The 17,394-nt window shown below is 73.4% G+C and carries 13 protein-coding genes, 1 tRNA gene and 1 pseudogene; 6 read left to right on the top strand and 9 right to left on the bottom strand.

The window, feature by feature from the left end; translation table 11 throughout:
* Positions 1-2: 2 nt before the first annotated feature.
* The 3 genes from ACIQ1J_RS28095 (at position 3) to ACIQ1J_RS28085 (ending at position 4,521) form a co-directional block, all read left to right on the top strand.
* Positions 3-1,436, top strand: a complete 1,434-nt coding sequence (locus ACIQ1J_RS28095) for a PP2C family serine/threonine-protein phosphatase (RefSeq protein WP_403561117.1) — start codon at positions 3-5, stop codon at positions 1,434-1,436.
* Between the two features lie 125 nt (positions 1,437-1,561).
* Positions 1,562-2,944 carry a VWA domain-containing protein gene (locus tag ACIQ1J_RS28090; protein WP_403561115.1) on the top strand — a complete coding sequence of 461 codons (1,383 nt, stop codon included), beginning with the start codon at positions 1,562-1,564 and terminating at the stop codon, positions 2,942-2,944.
* 47 nt (positions 2,945-2,991) lie between these two features.
* On the top strand, positions 2,992-4,521 hold the full coding sequence (locus ACIQ1J_RS28085) for an FHA domain-containing protein (RefSeq protein ID WP_403561113.1): 1,530 nt from the start codon (positions 2,992-2,994) through the stop codon (positions 4,519-4,521).
* Between the two features lie 25 nt (positions 4,522-4,546).
* Here ACIQ1J_RS28085 and ACIQ1J_RS28080 read toward each other — a convergent pair whose 3' ends face one another.
* Entirely contained in the window at positions 4,547-5,521 is a 975-nt protein-coding gene (locus ACIQ1J_RS28080; RefSeq protein WP_403561111.1) for a methyltransferase domain-containing protein, read from the bottom strand.
* A 56-nt stretch (positions 5,522-5,577) separates the two neighbouring features.
* Between ACIQ1J_RS28080 and ACIQ1J_RS28075 the strand changes: the two genes are divergently transcribed.
* Entirely contained in the window at positions 5,578-5,991 is a 414-nt protein-coding gene (locus tag ACIQ1J_RS28075; protein ID WP_403561109.1) for a globin, read from the top strand.
* A gap of 90 nt (positions 5,992-6,081) precedes the next feature.
* Here ACIQ1J_RS28075 and ACIQ1J_RS28070 read toward each other — a convergent pair whose 3' ends face one another.
* From ACIQ1J_RS28070 to ACIQ1J_RS28040, 7 genes are all read right to left on the bottom strand, one after another.
* On the bottom strand, positions 6,082-6,765 hold the full coding sequence (locus ACIQ1J_RS28070) for a hypothetical protein (protein WP_403561107.1): 684 nt from the start codon (positions 6,763-6,765) through the stop codon (positions 6,082-6,084).
* Positions 6,762-7,172 carry a thioesterase family protein gene (locus ACIQ1J_RS28065; protein ID WP_210962040.1) on the bottom strand — a complete coding sequence of 137 codons (411 nt, stop codon included), beginning with the start codon at positions 7,170-7,172 and terminating at the stop codon, positions 6,762-6,764. Before ACIQ1J_RS28065 ends, ACIQ1J_RS28070 begins: the two co-directional genes overlap by 4 nt.
* Positions 7,173-7,174: 2 nt before the next feature.
* Positions 7,175-8,839, bottom strand: a complete 1,665-nt coding sequence (ettA, locus tag ACIQ1J_RS28060; protein ID WP_403561104.1) for an energy-dependent translational throttle protein EttA — start codon at positions 8,837-8,839, stop codon at positions 7,175-7,177.
* A gap of 191 nt (positions 8,840-9,030) precedes the next feature.
* On the bottom strand, positions 9,031-10,437 hold the full coding sequence (locus tag ACIQ1J_RS28055) for a Cys-Gln thioester bond-forming surface protein (RefSeq protein ID WP_403561102.1): 1,407 nt from the start codon (positions 10,435-10,437) through the stop codon (positions 9,031-9,033).
* Positions 10,438-10,700: 263 nt separating this feature from the next.
* Positions 10,701-11,174 (bottom strand): single-stranded DNA-binding protein, encoded by a 474-nt coding sequence (locus tag ACIQ1J_RS28050; protein ID WP_403561100.1) that lies wholly within the window; start codon positions 11,172-11,174, stop codon positions 10,701-10,703.
* 333 nt (positions 11,175-11,507) lie between these two features.
* The gene (locus tag ACIQ1J_RS28045; protein WP_403561098.1) at positions 11,508-13,631 is read right to left on the bottom strand and encodes a GTPase; all 2,124 of its coding nucleotides are present in this window, start codon (positions 13,629-13,631) and stop codon (positions 11,508-11,510) included.
* A 3-nt stretch (positions 13,632-13,634) separates the two neighbouring features.
* Positions 13,635-15,242: a dynamin family protein gene (locus ACIQ1J_RS28040; RefSeq protein ID WP_210962035.1), complete on the bottom strand. Its 1,608-nt coding sequence runs from the start codon at positions 15,240-15,242 to the stop codon at positions 13,635-13,637.
* 321 nt (positions 15,243-15,563) lie between these two features.
* Here ACIQ1J_RS28040 and ACIQ1J_RS28035 point away from each other — a divergent pair.
* Both ACIQ1J_RS28035 and ACIQ1J_RS28030 read left to right on the top strand, forming a co-directional pair.
* Positions 15,564-15,639, top strand: a tRNA-Arg gene (locus tag ACIQ1J_RS28035).
* Positions 15,640-15,669: 30 nt separating this feature from the next.
* Positions 15,670-16,626: pseudogene (locus ACIQ1J_RS28030) on the top strand (D-2-hydroxyacid dehydrogenase family protein); the annotation flags it as partial.
* A gap of 116 nt (positions 16,627-16,742) precedes the next feature.
* Here ACIQ1J_RS28030 and ACIQ1J_RS28025 read toward each other — a convergent pair.
* Complete coding sequence (locus tag ACIQ1J_RS28025) at positions 16,743-17,348, bottom strand: DUF2087 domain-containing protein (protein ID WP_403561396.1); 606 nt, start codon at positions 17,346-17,348, stop codon at positions 16,743-16,745.
* Positions 17,349-17,394 lie beyond the last annotated feature (46 nt).

The following is a 17,394-nucleotide window of genomic DNA, read 5'->3' as shown; positions in this document are numbered from 1 at the left end:
TGATGTCGCAGATGCCCCAGCAGGCCGCTGTGTCGAAGTGCCCGAGCTGCGAGGAACCCCTCGAGTCGGGCGATCGCTTCTGCGGTGCGTGCGGATATGACCTGTCCGCGGTGCCCGCGCGGCCCGACGACAGCCCGACGATCGCCATGAACGGCTCGGTGCCCGCGCCGTACCCGCCGCCGGACGGCGTGGACTGGCCCGTGGCCCGGGACTCGGACGGCTCCGGCCGGCCCGCCCCGGTGCACGCGGCGGCCGAGGTGCCGGGCACCGACTCGGGCGGCGCCCCGCTGCCGCCGACCCCACCGCCTACCCCGCCGACCCCACCGCCTACCCCGCCGACCCCGCCGGCCGCACCGCCGATGCCGGCGGCGCCGCCGGAGTCACCCGCGCCCGGCGTGCGGTTCGACCGTCCCGACCGGCCGGGGGAGCCCGAGGAGTACCCGCTCCAGGCGCCCGACCCGCGACTGGCGGCCGAGCCGCAGGCCCCCGCGGGACCGGCTGAACCGGCACCGGCCGCGGGCGCCAAGGTGTGCGTGGCCTGCCGCGCGGGCCGGGTCGACGACGACGGCTACTGCGAGAACTGCGGGCACGCCCAGCCCCGCGAACGCGACCACATGGAACAGGAGTCAGGCCCCGTCGCCGCGGTCAGCGACCGCGGTCTGCGCCATCACCGCAACGAGGACGCGTTCTCCGTCGGCTGCACCGCGCTGCCCGACGGCGCGCCCGCGACCGTGGCGATCGTCTGCGACGGCGTGTCCTCCGCGACCCGCCCCGACGACGCCTCCCTCGCCGCGTCCCGGGCGGCCGGCGAGTCGCTGCTCACCGCCCTGCCGCGGGGCACGCACCCGCAGCAGGCCATGCACGACGCCATCCTCGCCGCCTCGCACGCCGTCAACGCGCTGGCGGACGAACCCGCCACCGCCCGCGAGCAGGCCCCGCACCAGAACGCGCCCGCCTGCACCCTGGTCGGCGCCGTGGTGACGTCCGGGCTGCTGGTCGTCGGCTGGGTCGGCGACAGCCGCGTCTACTGGGTGCCGGTCGACCGGAGCACCCCGCCCGTCCGGCTCACCGAGGACGACTCGTGGGCCGCGCAGATGGTCGCGGCCGGCCTGATGAGCGAGGCCGAGGCGTACGCCGACGAGCGCGCCCACGCGATCACCGGCTGGCTCGGCGCCGACGCCTACGAACTGGAGCCGCACACCGCGTCCTTCAAGCCGGACCGCCCGGGCGTGGTCGTGGTCTGCACGGACGGCCTGTGGAACTACGCCGAGTCGGCGGAGGAGATGGCCGAGGCCATGCCCCTCGACGCCGCCGTGCGCCCGCTGCACAGCGCCCGCGTCCTGGTCGGTCACGCCCTGGACGGCGGGGGCCACGACAACGTAACAGTGGCCCTCCTGCCGTTCCCGGCCCCGCCGCAGGGGGCAGGATCGGCCTGAGAGCCACCGCGCGCGTACAGGTACGGGTACGGGCGCGGGGTGGTCTCGCGGGTCGCAGGGGGCGGCCCGCGCCGGCAGCCAGACACCCCACCACCGTGGGGACGTAGAGGGGGATGCGATCCGGCATGGCCAATTTCTCGAAGTCGAACGTGCCGCAGTTCTCGGTGGACGTCTACCAGAACGAGTACCTGCCCGAGGGCGGCCGTGAGGTCAACGCCATCGTGACGGTCACCGCGACCGGCGGCGGCACGATCGGGAGCGCGGTCGCCGCGCCCCACTTGTACTCACCGGGCCAGGGTCCGTCCGCGGCCGTGGCGGTGATGGTCGACTGCTCGGGCTCGATGGACTACCCGCCGACCAAGATGCGCAACGCCCGCGACGCGACGTCCGCCGCGATCGGCACCCTGCGCGACGGCGTGCACTTCGCGGTGGTCGGCGGCACGCACGTCGCCGAGGAGGTCTATCCGGGCGGCGGCCGGCTCGCGGTCGCCGACGCCACCACCCGGGAGCAGGCCAAGCAGGCACTGCGCAAGCTGAGCGCGGGCGGCGGCACCGCCATCGGCACCTGGCTCGGGCTGGCCGACCGGCTGCTGTCCACCGCGGACGTCGCCATCCGGCACGGCATCCTGCTCACCGACGGCCGCAACGAGCACGAGTCGCCGGAAGACCTCAAGGCTGCGCTCGACGCCTGCGCCGGGCGGTTCACCTGTGACGCCCGCGGGGTGGGCACCGACTGGGAAGTGAAAGAAGTCACAGGCATCGCCTCCGCCATGCTCGGCACCGCCGACATCGTCGCCGACCCGGCCGGCCTCGCCGCCGACTTCACGCGGATGATGGAGACGGCCATGGGCAAGGAGGTCGCGGACGTCACCCTGCGCCTGTGGACCCCGGTCGGCACCACGGTGAAGTTCGTCAAGCAGGTCGCCCCCACGGTCGAGGAGCTGACCGGCCGCCGCACCGAGGCGGGCCCGCGTGCCGGGGACTACCCCACCGGATCCTGGGGCGACGAGTCCCGTGACTACCACGTCTGCGTGGAGGTACCGGCCGCGAACCTCGGTCAGGAGATGCTGGCAGCCCGCGTCTCCCTGGTCATCCCGGAGCCCGGGGACACCTCCCGCCCGCGCGAAGCCGGGAGTGGGGGAGGCGGTGTCCGACACCTCGGCGCGCAGGGTCTCGTACGGGCCGTGTGGACGGACGACGTGGCCGCCTCCACGTCGATCAACCCGCAAGTGGCCCACTACACCGGGCAGGCCGAACTGGCACAGGTCATCCAACAAGGGCTCGATCTGCGCAAAGCGGGGGACTTCGACGGAGCAACGGCCAAACTGGGCCGTGCGGTTCAGCTCGCCGGAGCCTCCGGAAACGCGGATACCGCGAAACTGCTCGCGAAGGTGGTGGACGTCGTCGACGCGGCGGAAGGTACTGTGCGACTGAAAGCGAAGGTCATGGAGGCCGACGAGATGACTCTCGAGACTCGGTCGACAAAGACTGTTCGTGTAAAGAAGTGACGCAGGACAACACACTCCACAAGCCCGCAAGAGGGGGAAGCTCCGACATGCCGACCTGCCCGAACGGACACCAGTCGGGTTCCGACGACTGGTGCGAGGTCTGCGGTCACCGCATGGCCGGTGCCGTGCCGCCCCCTCCCCCGCCTCCGCCCCCGGGCGGCGGTTACGGCTTCCCGCCGCCCGGCGGTCCCGGTGGCCCCGGTGCCGAGCCGCAGCTGTGCCCGCAGTGCCGCACGCCGCGTGAGGGCGCGGCGCCGTTCTGCGAGGAGTGCCGGTGGAACTTCCTCACCAACACCGCCACCTCGTACACGCCGGCCGCGCCGCGCCCGCCGGCGCCCGGTGGTCCGGCGCCGCACTTCCAGCAGCCGCCGGCGGGGCCGTCGTACGGCGGCGGTGACTCGTACGACTACCAGGGCTCCCGCCCGTCCCAGATGAACCGCCCCGCCGAGCCGATCCCGCCGGGGCCGCCCTTCGGCGGCGACCCGTCGGGGCCGGGCGGCCCGGGTGGTGCTCCCGGCGGCCCGGGCGGCCCGGGTGGTGGCCCCGGCGGCCCGGGTGGTGGTCCCGGTGGCCCGGGCGGTGGTCCCGGTGGCCCGGGCGGCCCGAATGGGCCCTCCGATCCCTTCAACCCCTTCAACCCCGGCGGCCCCGGTGGTCCTGGTGGCCCCGGCGGTCCTGGTGGCCCGCAAGGCCCTGGTGGCCCGCAAGGCCCCGGCGGCCCGCACCGTCCCGGCGGCCCCGACGGCCCCGGCGGCCCGCACCGTCCCGGCGGTCCCGGCGGTCCGCCGCCCCCGCCCGGTTTCGGTGCCGACCCGTCGCGGACGGTTCCGCCGCCGCCCGGCCCCGGTGGGCCGGGGGGCGCCCCACAGGCCTACCAGCAGTCCGGTCCGCCGGCCCCGCCCGCCTTCCCGCAGGAGACCAACCGCCCGCAGCAGGGCGGCCCGTCCTTCGGCGGCGGTGACGACGACTGGGTACTCTCCCCGCCGTCGTCCACCGGACAGGGCGGACCAGGCGGGCCGGGAGGCCCGAGCCCGGCCCAGGGCAACGGCTACGGCTATCCGCCGCCCGGCGCCACCCAGGCCCCGCCGCCCCCGCCGGGCGGCGGCTACGGATTCCCCCAGCAGCCCCAGCAGCCCCAGCAGCCCCAGCAGCCGCAACAGCCCCAGCGGCCGACGACCTGGACGGCGACCATCGGGCCGGACCGTGACTATTTCATGGCGATGATGCAGCGTTCCGGCCCCGAGGCCGCGGGGCTGAACCTGCCCGCGTACTCGCCCGAGCAGCAGCGCACGCTCACCGGCAACCAGTTCACGATCGGCCGCCGCCGGCACTCCACCGGTGACACCCCGGACATCGACCTGGCGGTGCCCCCGGAGGACCCCGGTGTCTCGCACCAGCACGCGGTGCTGGTGCAGCAGCCGGACGGCAGCTGGGCGGTCGTCGACCAGAACTCGACGAACGGCACGACGGTCAACGGCGGCGACGAGCCGATCCAGCCCTTCGTGCCGGTGCCGCTCCAGGACGGCGACCGGGTGCACGTCGGCGCCTGGACGACGATCACGATCCGCCGGGGCTGACGGGGACAGGGCCCCGCCGTGCCCGTCAGGTGAAGGGCCAGGCGTACGGGCCCTCCGGGTCGTCCAGCCAGGCCCAGGCCCGTTCGCCGCTGACGGTGATCCCGTAGCTCTCGCGCTGCGGCGCGTCCTCGCGGTCCCACAGGGCGTACGCCTCCTGCGGGTCGAGGCTGCCCCGGCCGAGCGCCAGCAGGAAGCGGAACAGGTCGTCCTCCCGGGCCCGGCGCGGCACCCCGCCGAGGCCCGGCGTCTGAGGCTCCGACCGGTCCGCGCCGCGCAGCGGCACGAAATACGCGGGCGTGTGCAGGAAGCGGCCCTCGGCGTGCCCGGCGTCGCGGACCGTGAGGAGGACCAGGCCGGTGGCGAGCGGGGTCAGGATCCGGCCGCCGGGGCGGCACTGGGCGAGCCAGGCGCGCGGGATCGAGGGCAGCGCGCAGGTGGCGAGGATCCGGTCGTAGGGGGCGCGTTCGGGCACCCCGCGGGCGCCGTCGCCGGTGACGACGGCCGGGTGGTACCCGGCGGCGGCCAGGTGCCGGCGGGCCGACTCGGTGATGTCGGTGTCCAGATCGACGGTGGTGACCAGGTCGTCGTCGCCGAGCCGGTGGGCGAGCAGGGCGGCGTTGTAACCGGTGCCGGCGCCGATCTCCAGGACCCGGTCGCCGTCTCTCACGCCCAGCTCCGCCAGCATCATCGCCATCAGCGACGGCTGGCTGCTGGAGGAGAGCAGTTCGCCGTCGCGCAGGCGGGTGGCCAGCGGGGTGTCGGCGTAGGCGCCGTGCACCCAGCGCTCGCGGGCGTGCCGGTCGGGGTGGTCGCCCCACCGGCGTTCGTAGCCGCCCCGGACGCCGACGTAGTAGTAGGGCACGAAGAGGTGGCGGGGAACGGTCGCGAAGGCCTCCCGCCACACCGGCTCGGCCGCCCAGGCGCCGCTCAGCTCGATCTCCCGCACCAGCTCCGCCCGCGCGGAGGCGGCGAGGCCGTCCAGATCCCGGTGCCCGCCCATGCCTCCACAGTACGGGGGTCCTAGGCCTCGAGTCCTATGTCCCCGCGTCTGAGACCATGGACGACGTGAATGAGATTCGGCGCGACACGCTTCAGGAGCAGACCTTCTACGAGCAGGTCGGCGGGGAGGAGACCTTCCGTCGGCTCGTCCACCGTTTCTACCAGGGGGTCGCCGAGGACCCGATCCTGCGGCCGATGTACCCGGAGGAGGACCTGGGCCCGGCCGAGGAGCGTTTCGCGCTCTTCCTCATGCAGTACTGGGGCGGCCCGACGACGTACAGCGACAACCGCGGCCATCCGCGGCTGCGGATGCGCCACGCCCCCTTCGCCGTCGACCGGGCCGCGCACGACGCCTGGCTGAAGCACATGCGGGTCGCCGTCGACGAGCTGGGGCTCTCCGAGGAGCACGACCGGACGCTGTGGAAGTACCTGACGTACGCGGCGGCCTCAATGATCAACACTGCTGACTGACCCCCGTGACGTGGCGTCGGAATCCGGTCGTCCGGCGCCCCGGTCCGGTCAAGTCAGGTCCGGTTCACCCTGGTGCGAACGGCGCCGGGGTCAGCGCACGCTGATGCCCAGCGCCCCGGTCCCGGCCCGGCGCAGGACGACCGATCCGAAGGGCGTGCGCAGCCGCAGCCACGCGCCCGAGGAGAACAGCTGCGGCGCTTCCTCACCGGACGCCCCCGGGGGCCGCAGGAACCCCAGTGACTGGGCCGCGTGCACGGCCCGCACCGGCAGCCCGGTGTCCCCGACCGTCCGGGACCATATCTCCCGCCCGACCCGGTCCAGCTCGGCCCGCGTACGGCCCTCGGGCGTCAGCTCCCCCGTGCGGGAGCGGAACTCCGCCACCGCGGCGGCGACCAGCGCGCGCAGGGCGTCCGGGGCGGGCAGCCCCGGCTCGGGCCGCCAGCCGCCGCGCGGGGGCAGCACGCCGGCCCACGGGGGCCCGGTCACCGCCCCCGGCACACCGGCGGTGGCCGCCGCCTCGTCCACCGTCTCCAGCAGCTCACCGGCGGACACGGTCACGTCCAGCGTGGCGTCGAGCCCGTTCTCGTACGGCTTGGCGAGCCGCGCCGCGCGCACGGCCAGCACCTCGAAGGAGGGTGGCCGGCCGAAGACGGCGAGGGCGGTGCCGGACGCCTGGAGGCGCACCGCCGCCGAACGGTCGTAATGGAGCAGGCGGGAGAGGAAGGCGGCGAGATCCGCGGCCTCCCCCTCGTCGGCCAGGTGAAGGGCCGTCATGCGGCGACGGCCTCCTCCTTGTCGTCCGTGTACTCGCGTAGGAACTCCCGTTCCTCCGCGGTGATCCGGCGCGGCCTCTGCGTCTCGAAGTCGAACGGCACGATCACCGTCGAGGCGCGGACGTAGACCTGGTCGCCGTCCTTGACCTCGTAGGTGAGCGTGAAGGAGGCGGCCCTTATCTCCGTGACCCACAGCTCGATGTCGACCGGGTGGTGCCGGTGGACGAGCTGCCGCTTGTAGTCGATCTCATGGCGTGCCACCACCGACCCCTGCTTGAAGTCCTTGTCCGGGCGGAACAGGAAGTCGATACGGGCCTCCTCCAGGTAGCGGAGGAAGACCACGTTGTTGACGTGGCCGTACGCGTCCATGTCCGCCCAGCGCAGTGGGCAGCGGTAGATGTGCCGCAAGATCAGCCCCGGGTCAGCTTCTTGTAGGTGGCGCGGTGCGGACGCGCGGCGTCGGCGCCGAGCCGCTCGACCTTGTTCTTCTCGTACGAGTCGAAGTTGCCCTCGAACCAGAACCACTTGGAGTCACCCTCGTAGGCGAGGATGTGGGTGGCGACGCGGTCGAGGAACCACCGGTCGTGGGAGACGACCACGGCGCACCCGGGGAACTCCAGCAAGGCGTTCTCGAGGCTGCCGAGGGTCTCGACGTCGAGGTCGTTGGTCGGCTCGTCGAGGAGGAGCAGGTTGCCGCCCTGCTTGAGGGTGAGCGCGAGGTTGAGCCGGTTGCGCTCACCGCCGGAGAGCACGCCGGCCGGCTTCTGCTGGTCCGGTCCCTTGAACCCGAAGGCGGAGACGTACGCCCGCGAGGGCATCTCGACCTGGCCGACGTTGATGTAGTCCATCTCGTCGGAGACGACCGCCCAGAGCGTCTTCTTCGGGTCGATGTTCTCGCGGCTCTGGTCGACGTAGGAGATCTTGACCGTGTCGCCGACCTTGATGCTCCCGGAGTCCGGCTCCTCGAAGCCCTGGATCATCTTGAAGAGGGTGGTCTTGCCGGCGCCGTTGGGGCCGATGACACCGACGATGCCGTTGCGCGGCAGCGTGAAGCTCAGGTCGTCGATGAGGACCTTGTCCCCGAAGCCCTTGGTGAGGTTGCTGACCTCGACGACGACGTTGCCCAGGCGCGGGCCCGGCGGGATCTGGATCTCCTCGAAGTCCAGCTTCCGCATCTTGTCGGCCTCGGCCGCCATCTCCTCGTACCGAGCGAGACGCGCCTTGGACTTGGCCTGCCGCCCCTTGGCGTTGGACCGCACCCACTCCAGCTCGTCCTTGAGCCGCTTGGCGCGCTTGACGTCCTTCTGGCCCTCGACCTTGAGGCGGGTCTGCTTGGTCTCCAGGTACTTGGAGTAGTTGCCCTCGTAGCCGTGCAGCCGGCCGCGGTCGACCTCGCAGATCCAGCCGGCGACGTTGTCCAGGAAGTACCGGTCGTGGGTCACGGCCACGACGGTGCCCTCGTACTTGGCGAGGTGCTGCTCCAGCCAGTTGACGGACTCGGCGTCGAGGTGGTTCGTCGGCTCGTCGAGCAGCAGCAGGTCGGGCGCCTCCAGCAGCAGCTTGCACAGCGCCACACGCCGCTTCTCACCACCGGAGAGGTTCACGACGGGCCAGTCACCGGGCGGGCAGCCCAGCGCGTCCATGGCCTGCTCCAGCTGGGCGTCCAGATCCCAGGCGTTGGCGTGGTCCAGCTCCTCCTGGAGCTTGCCCATCTCCTCCAGCAGGGCGTCCGAGTAGTCGGTCGCCATCTGCTCGGCGATCTCGTTGAACCGGTCGAGCTTGCCCTTGACCTCGGCGACACCCTCCTGGACGTTCTCCAGGACGGTCTTGTCCTCGTTCAGCGGGGGCTCCTGGAGCAGGATGCCGACCGTGTAGCCCGGCGACAGGAACGCGTCGCCGTTCGACGGCTGCTCCAGCCCCGCCATGATCTTCAGAACGGTCGACTTACCGGCGCCGTTCGGTCCGACCACACCGATCTTCGCGCCGGGCAGGAAACTCAGGGTGACGTCATCGAGGATCACCTTGTCGCCGTGCGCCTTGCGCGCCTTGCGCATGGTGTAAATGTACTCAGCCAAGAGAAACCGTCCGGCAGCTTGATCAGGCAGTGGGCAGATACACCCCATCTTGCCGCACCGCCACCCCTGTGAGGAAACGCGTTCCGCCCGACCCCTTTGACCTGGGGTTTTGCGAGACCTCCACGCCCCCGATCAGGAGGACCCGTTGCCGGCCCGACTCGATCCCGGGGTCGAGGGGCGGGGGCGGGTGGTCACCGTTCGTTCCTTCGGCGGAGGAACAGCAGGACCGCGCCGCCGATCACGACCAGGCCGATGGCCGCGCCGCCGATCAGGGGCGTCACTCCGGAGCTGCCGGTGTCGGCGAGGTTGGGGTTCGGGGAGGGGGTGACGACCTTGGTGGGGGCCGGTTCGCCGAGGGGGCGGGTGGTGTCGGCCAGTGCGGCGCTTCGGGTGCGGCAGTCGAGTACGCCCGTGAAGCGCTGCTCGAAACCGGCCGGGCCGCGAACGGTGAAGTCGTAGACGCGGTCCTCCGGCAGCGGGACCGTCAGCGTGCGGGTCTCGCCGGGCGCGACGGTGTACTCGGTGTCCAGGAGTTCGAACGTGAAGGGTTCGTCGCCCTTGTTGAGCGCGGTGACGTCCAGGGCACCATCGGCGCAGTTCTTCGTCGCGGACAGGGCGGGTATCGCGCCCTGGCCGGCCCAGGTGGCGGTGGCCGTCGCCGCGACCGTGGACTCGCTGGAGCCGGCCAGGATCTGGGTCTGGCTGCGGCTCTCGGAGGCGAAGGCGCGACCGACCGGCACGGTGGTCGAGGCCTGGACCGCCAGCTCGGCGGTGCCCGCGGCCGCGTCCTCGGGCACGTCGAAGAAGATCTGGGTGCCGTCGGTGACGGAGGTGACCGGCTCGCCCTTCTTGTCGACGATCCGCACCCCGCCCGCGGTGGCGTCCACCGGAGGCGTCACCGTCGCCCCGCCGGCGTTGGTGCGCACCGTGACCGGACCGATCCGCTCACCGGGGCGGCCCGACACCGCGGGCGGGTCCAGGGTGAGCGACGCCGCGGGCTCCGCGAGATCGCGGGCGTTCTTCTCCAGGTAGTCGGCGAGCCGCTCGGCCTGCGGGTCGACGGCGTCGACGTCGGTGTCGTCCGAGTAGCGCCAGATGGCGACCTGCGTGCCGGCCGCCGCGTCCTGCTCGGTGAGCCCACCGCGGACGCCCGCCTTCTTCGCGAGCGCGGCGAGGTCGTTGACCTGGGGGTAGGAGTTCCGCAGGATCCAGCGGATGCGGCCGGCGTCCTTGTTGGTGCCCAGTGACGTGCCGCTCCACGGGGTCTCGTGGTACTTGGCGTCCTTCTGCGTCGGGTTCTGGATGTCGACGCAGTACGTCTGCAGCATGCCGCCGCCCTCGACGGACATCTCGAACAGGCCGGCCGGCACCTCCTGGTCGCCGCCCTCGCCGTGGATGACCGCGGTGCCGTGCGCCTTGAGGCCGCCTATGGTGGCCGTCGCCCCGCCCTGCCCCTGCCCCGCCGCGTCCTGGGCGGCGGTCGCCGGTCCGGCACCGGTCACCACGCCCGCGACGGCGAGCGCGGACAACAGTGCCGCGGTGGCGCGGCGCGCCGCACCCCGGCCGGGCAGAGACAGCGCGGTGAGCGAAGAAAACACCAAACTCCCCTTCGAGCAGGACCCGTTGACATGGGGGCACGGTCCTACCAGCAGAATCACCAGCCCCACAGGGCTCGTTCGGCATCCTAAGTACCTGACACACCCTGCTTGCCGATGATGTTCGTCCACGCGGTGATCCGACTCGGAATCGTTATCGCCGGCAGGGCAGGTGAGCAGGGCTTATCGACAAATCCACCCGGGGTCGCGCGGGGCGCACTCGCCGATAAGCCGTACTTCGGTCAGTTCCGGCGGGCCCGTCGGCGTCAGGCCACCGCGCCGGCGGGCTCCGGCCGCTGTCCGGTGGCGTCCGCGTCGTCCGACTCCCCCGCCGGCGTCTCCCAGTTGGGCTCCGGCTGCGGTGGGGAGGCCGCCGTCTCCGCCCTCCCGGTGCGACGGAACGCCGCCGTGCCGCGCGCCAGGTCGTGACCGATCGCCACCGCGTCGATGTCCGCAGAGGTCCAGTTCTGCCCCTCGCGCACGTCCGTGCGCACCTTCAGCCGGCCCTGCACGATGACGGGTTCGCCCACCGCCAAGGACGCCGAAGCGTTGGCGGCGAGCTGGCGGTTGGCCCACACCGTGAAGAAGTTGGTGTGGCCGTCGGTCCACGCGCTCTTCTCGCGGTCCCAGTAGCGCGCGGTGACCGCCAGCCGGAACCGCGCGGACGGCCCGTTCGCCAGGTTCCGGAACACCGGCTGCGTGGCCACGTTGCCCACGGCGCAGATCATCGTCTCGTTCATCGCGAGTCCTCCCTCCCGTACGGGCGCGTCCCGTACGGCTGTGTCCGGCGCGGCCGGCGTCGGGTTCCCGTACGCCGGCCGCTGCCGTGACGACCGCGTCCGTCGCGATCGCCGCGAGGCCAGACTGCCTCCGTCCGGGCCGGGCCCCCCGCGGGCTGTGCACCGCCCCGGCGCCTGTGGAGAACTCCGTCACCCCAGCGAGCGAGGGCCCGTACGGCAACGGCGACAGCAACGGCGACAGCAACGGCGACAGCAACAGCAACGGCACCGGCACCGGCAGTGACGTCCACAGCCGGAGCCGTCACTCCCCGGCCCCCGCCACGTCCACCCCGCCTACCTCGCCGCGGTGCCCGCCCCCGTGACCCGCCCGTACTGCTCCCGGACCTCCCGGTACCGCAGCAGCTCCGCCGCCAGCGGATCCAGCACCCTCGCCCGGCCGCACCCCGCGGCCGCCTCCCGCAACAGGCGTTCCGCCTCGTGGCCGTAGCGCCGTGCCGGTCCGCGGGCCGCGATGCGGCAGCTCCACTCGATGAGGGGGCCGCCGATGATCCCGGCCAGCATCAGCAGCACCGGCACGCCCAGGTTGGGCGGCACGAAGCCGATGATCTGGCCCAGCAGCCACAGGCCGCCCACCACCTGCAGCAGGGTCATGGCCGCCTGGGCCAGCACGGCCGCCGGCCACCAGCCCGGCCGCGGCGGACGCCCCGGTGGCAGCCCCGTGCGCACCGCCAGCTCGTCGAGGGCCTCGGGCAGCCCCTGGGCGCCGCGGACGGCCGCCTCGCGCACCGCCTGCGCCCACGGCGTCGGCAGCCCGGCCGACGCCCACTCCGAGACCGTACGCACCGCCTGCTCGACGCGCTGACGGGCCGTGGCCTCCTCGTCCGCCTGGGCGCGCAGCGAGAGCCGTCCCGTGGGGGGGTCGCGCCGGTCGTGGTACCAGCGCCACAGCCGCAGCCAGGGCGTGCCGCACGCGCGGTTGGCGTTGCGCAGCCAGGAGCGTTCGGCCGCCTCGCCCGCCGCGGTGGCGCCCACCGCGTCCGCGAGCCGGTCCGCGAACTCCTCTCGCGCCTCCTCGCTGAGCCCGGTCCGCCGCCCGGTGACGTACACGGGACGCAGGCGCCAGGCGGCGGCGTCCACGTCGGCCGCGATGCGGCGCGCCGGGGCCTGCCGCTCGGCGACGAACTGGCCGAGCACTTCGCGCAGTTCGCCGACGCCGTCCCCGGTGAGGGCGGACAGGGCGAGCACGGTGGCGCCGGGTTCGCCGTGCTCCCCCAGCGCGATGCCGTCCTCGTCGAGCAGCCGCCGCAGGTCGTCGAGGACCTGTTCGGCCGCCTCCCCGGGCAGCCGGTCGACCTGGTTGAGGACGACGAGGGTGACCTCCGCGTGGCCCGCCATCGGCCGCAGATAGCGCTCGTGGAGCATGGCGTCGGCGTACTTCTCCGGGTCCACGACCCAGACGACGGCGTCGACGAGCGCCAGGATGCGGTCCACCTGCTCGCGGTGCTGCACGGCCGCCGAGTCGTGGTCGGGCAGGTCGATCAGGACCAGCCCGCGCAGCGGCGAGTCGGCGTCCGGATGCTGGAGCGGGCGGCGTCGCAGCCGCCCCGGGATGCCGAGCCGGTCCAGGAGGCTGGCCGCGCCGTCGCTCCAACTGCACGCGATGGGCGCCGCGGTCGTAGGCCGGCGGACGCCCGTCTCGGAGATCGTGACACCGGCGAGCGTGTTGAACAGCTGCGACTTGCCGCTGCCGGTCGCCCCCGCGATGGCCACCACGGTGTGCTGCCCGGAGAGCCTGCGCCGCGCGGCGGCCTCGTCGAGGACCCGGCCCGCCTCGGCCAGCGTCCCGCTGTCGAGCCGGGTGCGGGAGAGCCCCACCAGCTCGCGCAGCGCGTCCAGCCGCGACCTGAGCTGCCCGTCGTACGCGAGCGGCATCAGGGCCGAGGAACTGGCGGGCCTGCTCGGCATGAGGGTGAACTGCTCCGCCCCGCTGTTCTCGTCCACCCGCCGCGCGATCAGCCCGTCGCCCCAGACGCCTTCCTCCCCGCTTCCGCCTCCGGCCCCGGATCCGGGCGGCCCGTCGGCCGCAGCCTCCGTACGCTCGCCGGCTTCCGTGCGCTCCGCGCGCTCCTCCCCGCGGTCCCGGTCCCGGTCCCGGTACCGGTCCCGGTCTCGGCCCCGGTCTCGGTCCCGGTCTCGATCCGTACGGCGGGACGCCCCGTCGTCCCGCACGCGCGCGTGGGAGCCGCGGGCGCGTTCGCTCTCTTCGTTGCGGGTTCCCCGCTCCGGGCCCCGGCCGCCCTCGGAGCCCGTCGGGCCCGTCCGGCCCGACCGGTCCGTCCTGCCCGTCCGGTCCGTCCTGCCCGTCCGGTCCGTCCGGTCCGCCTGGCCCTTCTGGCCTGCCTCCTCCGTCGTGTGGTCGGTGTGCTCGGTGGGGTCCTGGTCAGTGACGGCGGTCACCGGTCACCTCTCCTTCTGCAGTACGGACAGCGCGGCGATGAGTTCGGCCTGCGGCTCGGGATGCACCTCCAGCCCGTCGAGCGGCGCCAGTCGGCGTTCGCGCTCGACGTGCACGACCCGGTCCACGTGCTCGTCGAGCAGCCGCCCGCCCCGGTCGCGCAGCCGCAGCGCGCCGTGGGCGCCGATCCGCTCGGCGAGCCGCTCCCCGGCGATGCGCGCCCGCCGCCCGCCCAGCAGCACGGTGGCGACCAGGGCGGCGACCACCCCCGGGTCCGGCGCCATGCTCCGGTCCAGCTCGCGCACTTCCTCCTCGGCGTACTCCTCCAGCTCCCGCCGCCACCGCCGTACGGCCATCCCGATGCGGTGCTCGGCGCTCTCCGGCGCCGGGTCGCGGGTCGCGAGTTCCGGAGCGGCGCCCGCCGGTTCGCGCTGCCAGACCTCGTCGACGTGTTCGTCGGCGGCGGTGACGGCGCACAGCAGCAGCGCGCTCAGGCTCTCCACCAGCGAGTCGAGGAGTTCCTCGGGGGAGCAGTCGAGAGGAAAGGCCCGCCACCGCTTCAGCGCGTCCCCGGCGAGCACGGCGCCCGCCTGCAACCGCCCCCGCACGCGCGCGTGCTCGCCGTCGTACGCACCGTCGACGGCGGCGGTGAGCCGCAGCGCGGCGGCGTACTGGGCGGCGGCGGCGCCGGCCAGTTCGGGCATCCGGGACTTGAGGGAGTCCAGGATCCCGTGCGCCGTACGGGCCATGGTGTCGTGCCGGGCCTCGAGATCCTGTGCCCGGTGGACGAGCCAGGCCCGCAACGGCGCCACCGCGCTGGCCGGCAGCAGCCCGCCGCCCCAGGCGGACTCGGGCAGTTCGGGCACGGTGAAGCGGGGCACCTCGCCGAGCCCGGCCTTGGTGAGCAGCGCCCCGTACTGCCGCGACACCTCGGACACCACCTGATGGGGCACCCGGTCGAGCACGGTGACCAGGGTGGCGTCGTACTCCTTGGCGATACGCAGCAGATTCCAGGGCACGGCGTCGGCGTACCGGGCGGCCGTGGTGACCATCACCCAGATGTCGGCGGCGCAGATCAGCTCGGCGGCCAGTACGCGGTTGTCGGCGACGAGGGAGTCGATGTCGGGCGCGTCCAGGAGGGCGATGCCGGGCGGCAGGGTGTCGGCGGTCTCGACGCGCAGTACGCGCGCGGGGTTCTCGCCCGGCAGGAGCAGATCGTCGTCCGGTTCCCGGTAGGGCACCCACACGCGCGTGAGGTCGGGCAGCACCCGCATGCCGCTGAACCAGTGGTGATCCTCCGGATGGCACACCAGCACCGGTGTCCGGGTGGTGGGCCGCAGCACACCCGCCTCGCTGACCCGCCGCCCCACGAGGGAGTTCACCAGCGTGGACTTCCCGGCGCCGGTGGATCCGCCCACAACGGCCAGCAGGGGCGCTTCGGGTTCCTTCAACCGGGGCACCAAGTAGTCGTCGAGCTGCGCGAGCAGTTCGTCGCGGTTGGCACGCGCGCGTGGGGCCCCCGCCAGGGGCAGCGGGAAGCGTGCGGCCGCGACACGGTCGCGCAGGGCGGAGAGTGCGTCGAGCAACTGAGGCCGTACGTCCAAGGTCACCACATGTGAAGAATGCCCAATTTTAGGGGAATTCTGAAGCATATGGGCATGTCTGCGCGCCGACCAGACACTCCGGACGGAAGGGACTACTGGGACGGGAGGGCAGTCCGGGCATAACGAGTGCACAACACCCGATGCGCGAGACGCCAAAAGCAATGCACGATTCGTACCTGCCTGCGATTATCAGGATCGCTTCACCGAACCTCCACATCGAGCCACGGAGGCGAAGCATCAGGGACATGGAGCCGGGAGCCCTATCCTTGTCCCCGGCACCGTCACGGATCAGCCCACACCCGGGCACCACGACCGAGGCCACCACACCAGGCCCCCGTAGCTCAGTGGATAGAGCAGGCGCCTTCTAAGCGCTTGGCCGCAGGTTCGAGTCCTGCCGGGGGCGCCACTGCCCGTTTGGCGGGAGGGACCGGACGACGTGCGACTGCGTTGCGCGGTGCTCGACGACTTCCAGCAGGTGGCGACCGAGATCGCCGACTGGTCCCCGGTCGCGGACGACGTGGACGTCGTGACCTTCGACACTCATTTCGGCGAAGAGGACGCCCTCGCCGAGGCGCTCGCCGACGTGGACATCGTGGTCACGTTGCGGGAGCGCGTGGCCTTCCCGGAGTCACTGATCGCCCGGCTGCCCCGGCTGAAACTGATCGTCGCCTCGGGCATGCGCAACAGCGTGATCGACTACGCCGCCGCAGCCGCCCACGGCGTCACCGTGTGCGGTACGGCGTCCTCCTCGACCCCACCCGTCGAACTGACCTGGGCCCTGCTGCTGGGCCTGGCCCGGGGGATCGTCCAGGAGAGCAACGCGCTGCGCGAGGACGGCCCCTGGCAGCAGACGGTCGGCGCCGACCTGCACGGCCGCCGGCTCGGACTGCTGGGCCTCGGCAGGATCGGCGGCCGGGTGGCGCAGGTCGGCCTCGCCTTCGGCATGCGGGTGAGCGCGTGGAGCCAGAACCTCACCGCCGAGCGCGCCCAGGAGGTCGGCGTCGAACTCGCCCCCTCCAAGGAGGAACTGCTCGCGACGGCCGACTTCGTCTCCGTCCACCTGGCCCTCGGCGACCGCACCCGCGGCCTGCTCGGCCCCGCCGAACTGGCCCTGCTCAAGCCGACGGCCTACCTGGTCAACACGTCGCGCGCGGCCATCGTCGACCAGGACGCCCTGCTCGCCGCGCTGCACGAGGGCCGGATCGCGGGTGCGGGCGTGGACGTCTTCGACACCGAGCCACTGCCCGCCGGCCACCCGATGCGCACCGCACCGCGCCTGCTCGCGACGCCGCACCTGGGCTACGTCTCACGCGCCAACTACGCCACGTACTACGGGCAGGCGGTCGAGGCGGTCCGGGCCTACCTCGCGGGCTCCCCCGTACGCCGCCTGCCCGTGCCCCCGGAGCCGGCTCCGGCTCCGACCCCGGCTCCGACCCCGGCTCCGGCTCCGACCCCGGCTGCGGCTCCGGCTCCGACTGCCGCCCCGCCTCCGTCCCCGGCGTCGGACGCTCAGGCGATCCCCGCCCGGACGGACTGCGCCGGGCGCCAGTAGATTCCGCCGCTCCGGCGCAGGTGGTCCAGGTCCACCAGATGGCGCCGGAGCGTCACATGGTCGACGTCGCCGTCCTCGCACCACGGCCGGAGCTTCTCGTCGACGGTGCGCTCCGGGTACTCCACGCCGGGCTCGAAGGTCTGCTCGGCGATATGCCGCAGCACCACCTTCTTGCGTGTCCAGCGGGCGGGGAGGCGGACCAGCCGCCCGTCCCTGACGAAGGTCCGCACGATCATGCCGGCCGCCCGGTCGTCGTCGCCCGCCCCGGGATTGCCGGTGGCCACCGCCGGCCGGCCCGCGCGGGCCAGGTCCCTGAAGCGGTCATGGGCGACGACGAGTTCTCCGCCGCCCCCGTACGCCACCACGCCCTGCCCCCGCAGCCGGCGCAGCGCGGCGGCCGTGTCCCTGGAGGACAGGCCGGCCGTCTCCGACACCCGCGCGGGACTGCCCGCCCCCAGGGCCACGGCCGCGAAGGCCCGCACCCGGCTCTCCTCGGCGAACAGGCCGGGCAGCGCGGACAGCGCGGACAGCGTCGACTGCGCGGACGGCTCCGGCGTTTCCATGGACCGGTCGGGTCGGTCGTTAACCATGCCCGGAGGCTAGTGGACA

Origin of the sequence: Streptomyces sp. NPDC097107, from assembly GCF_044762405.1 — a bacterium.
Classification (GTDB): Bacteria; Actinomycetota; Actinomycetes; order Streptomycetales; family Streptomycetaceae; genus Streptomyces; species Streptomyces thinghirensis.
Note: the sequence above shows the minus strand (reverse complement) of the source record. Positions and strands in the feature narration are given on the sequence as shown.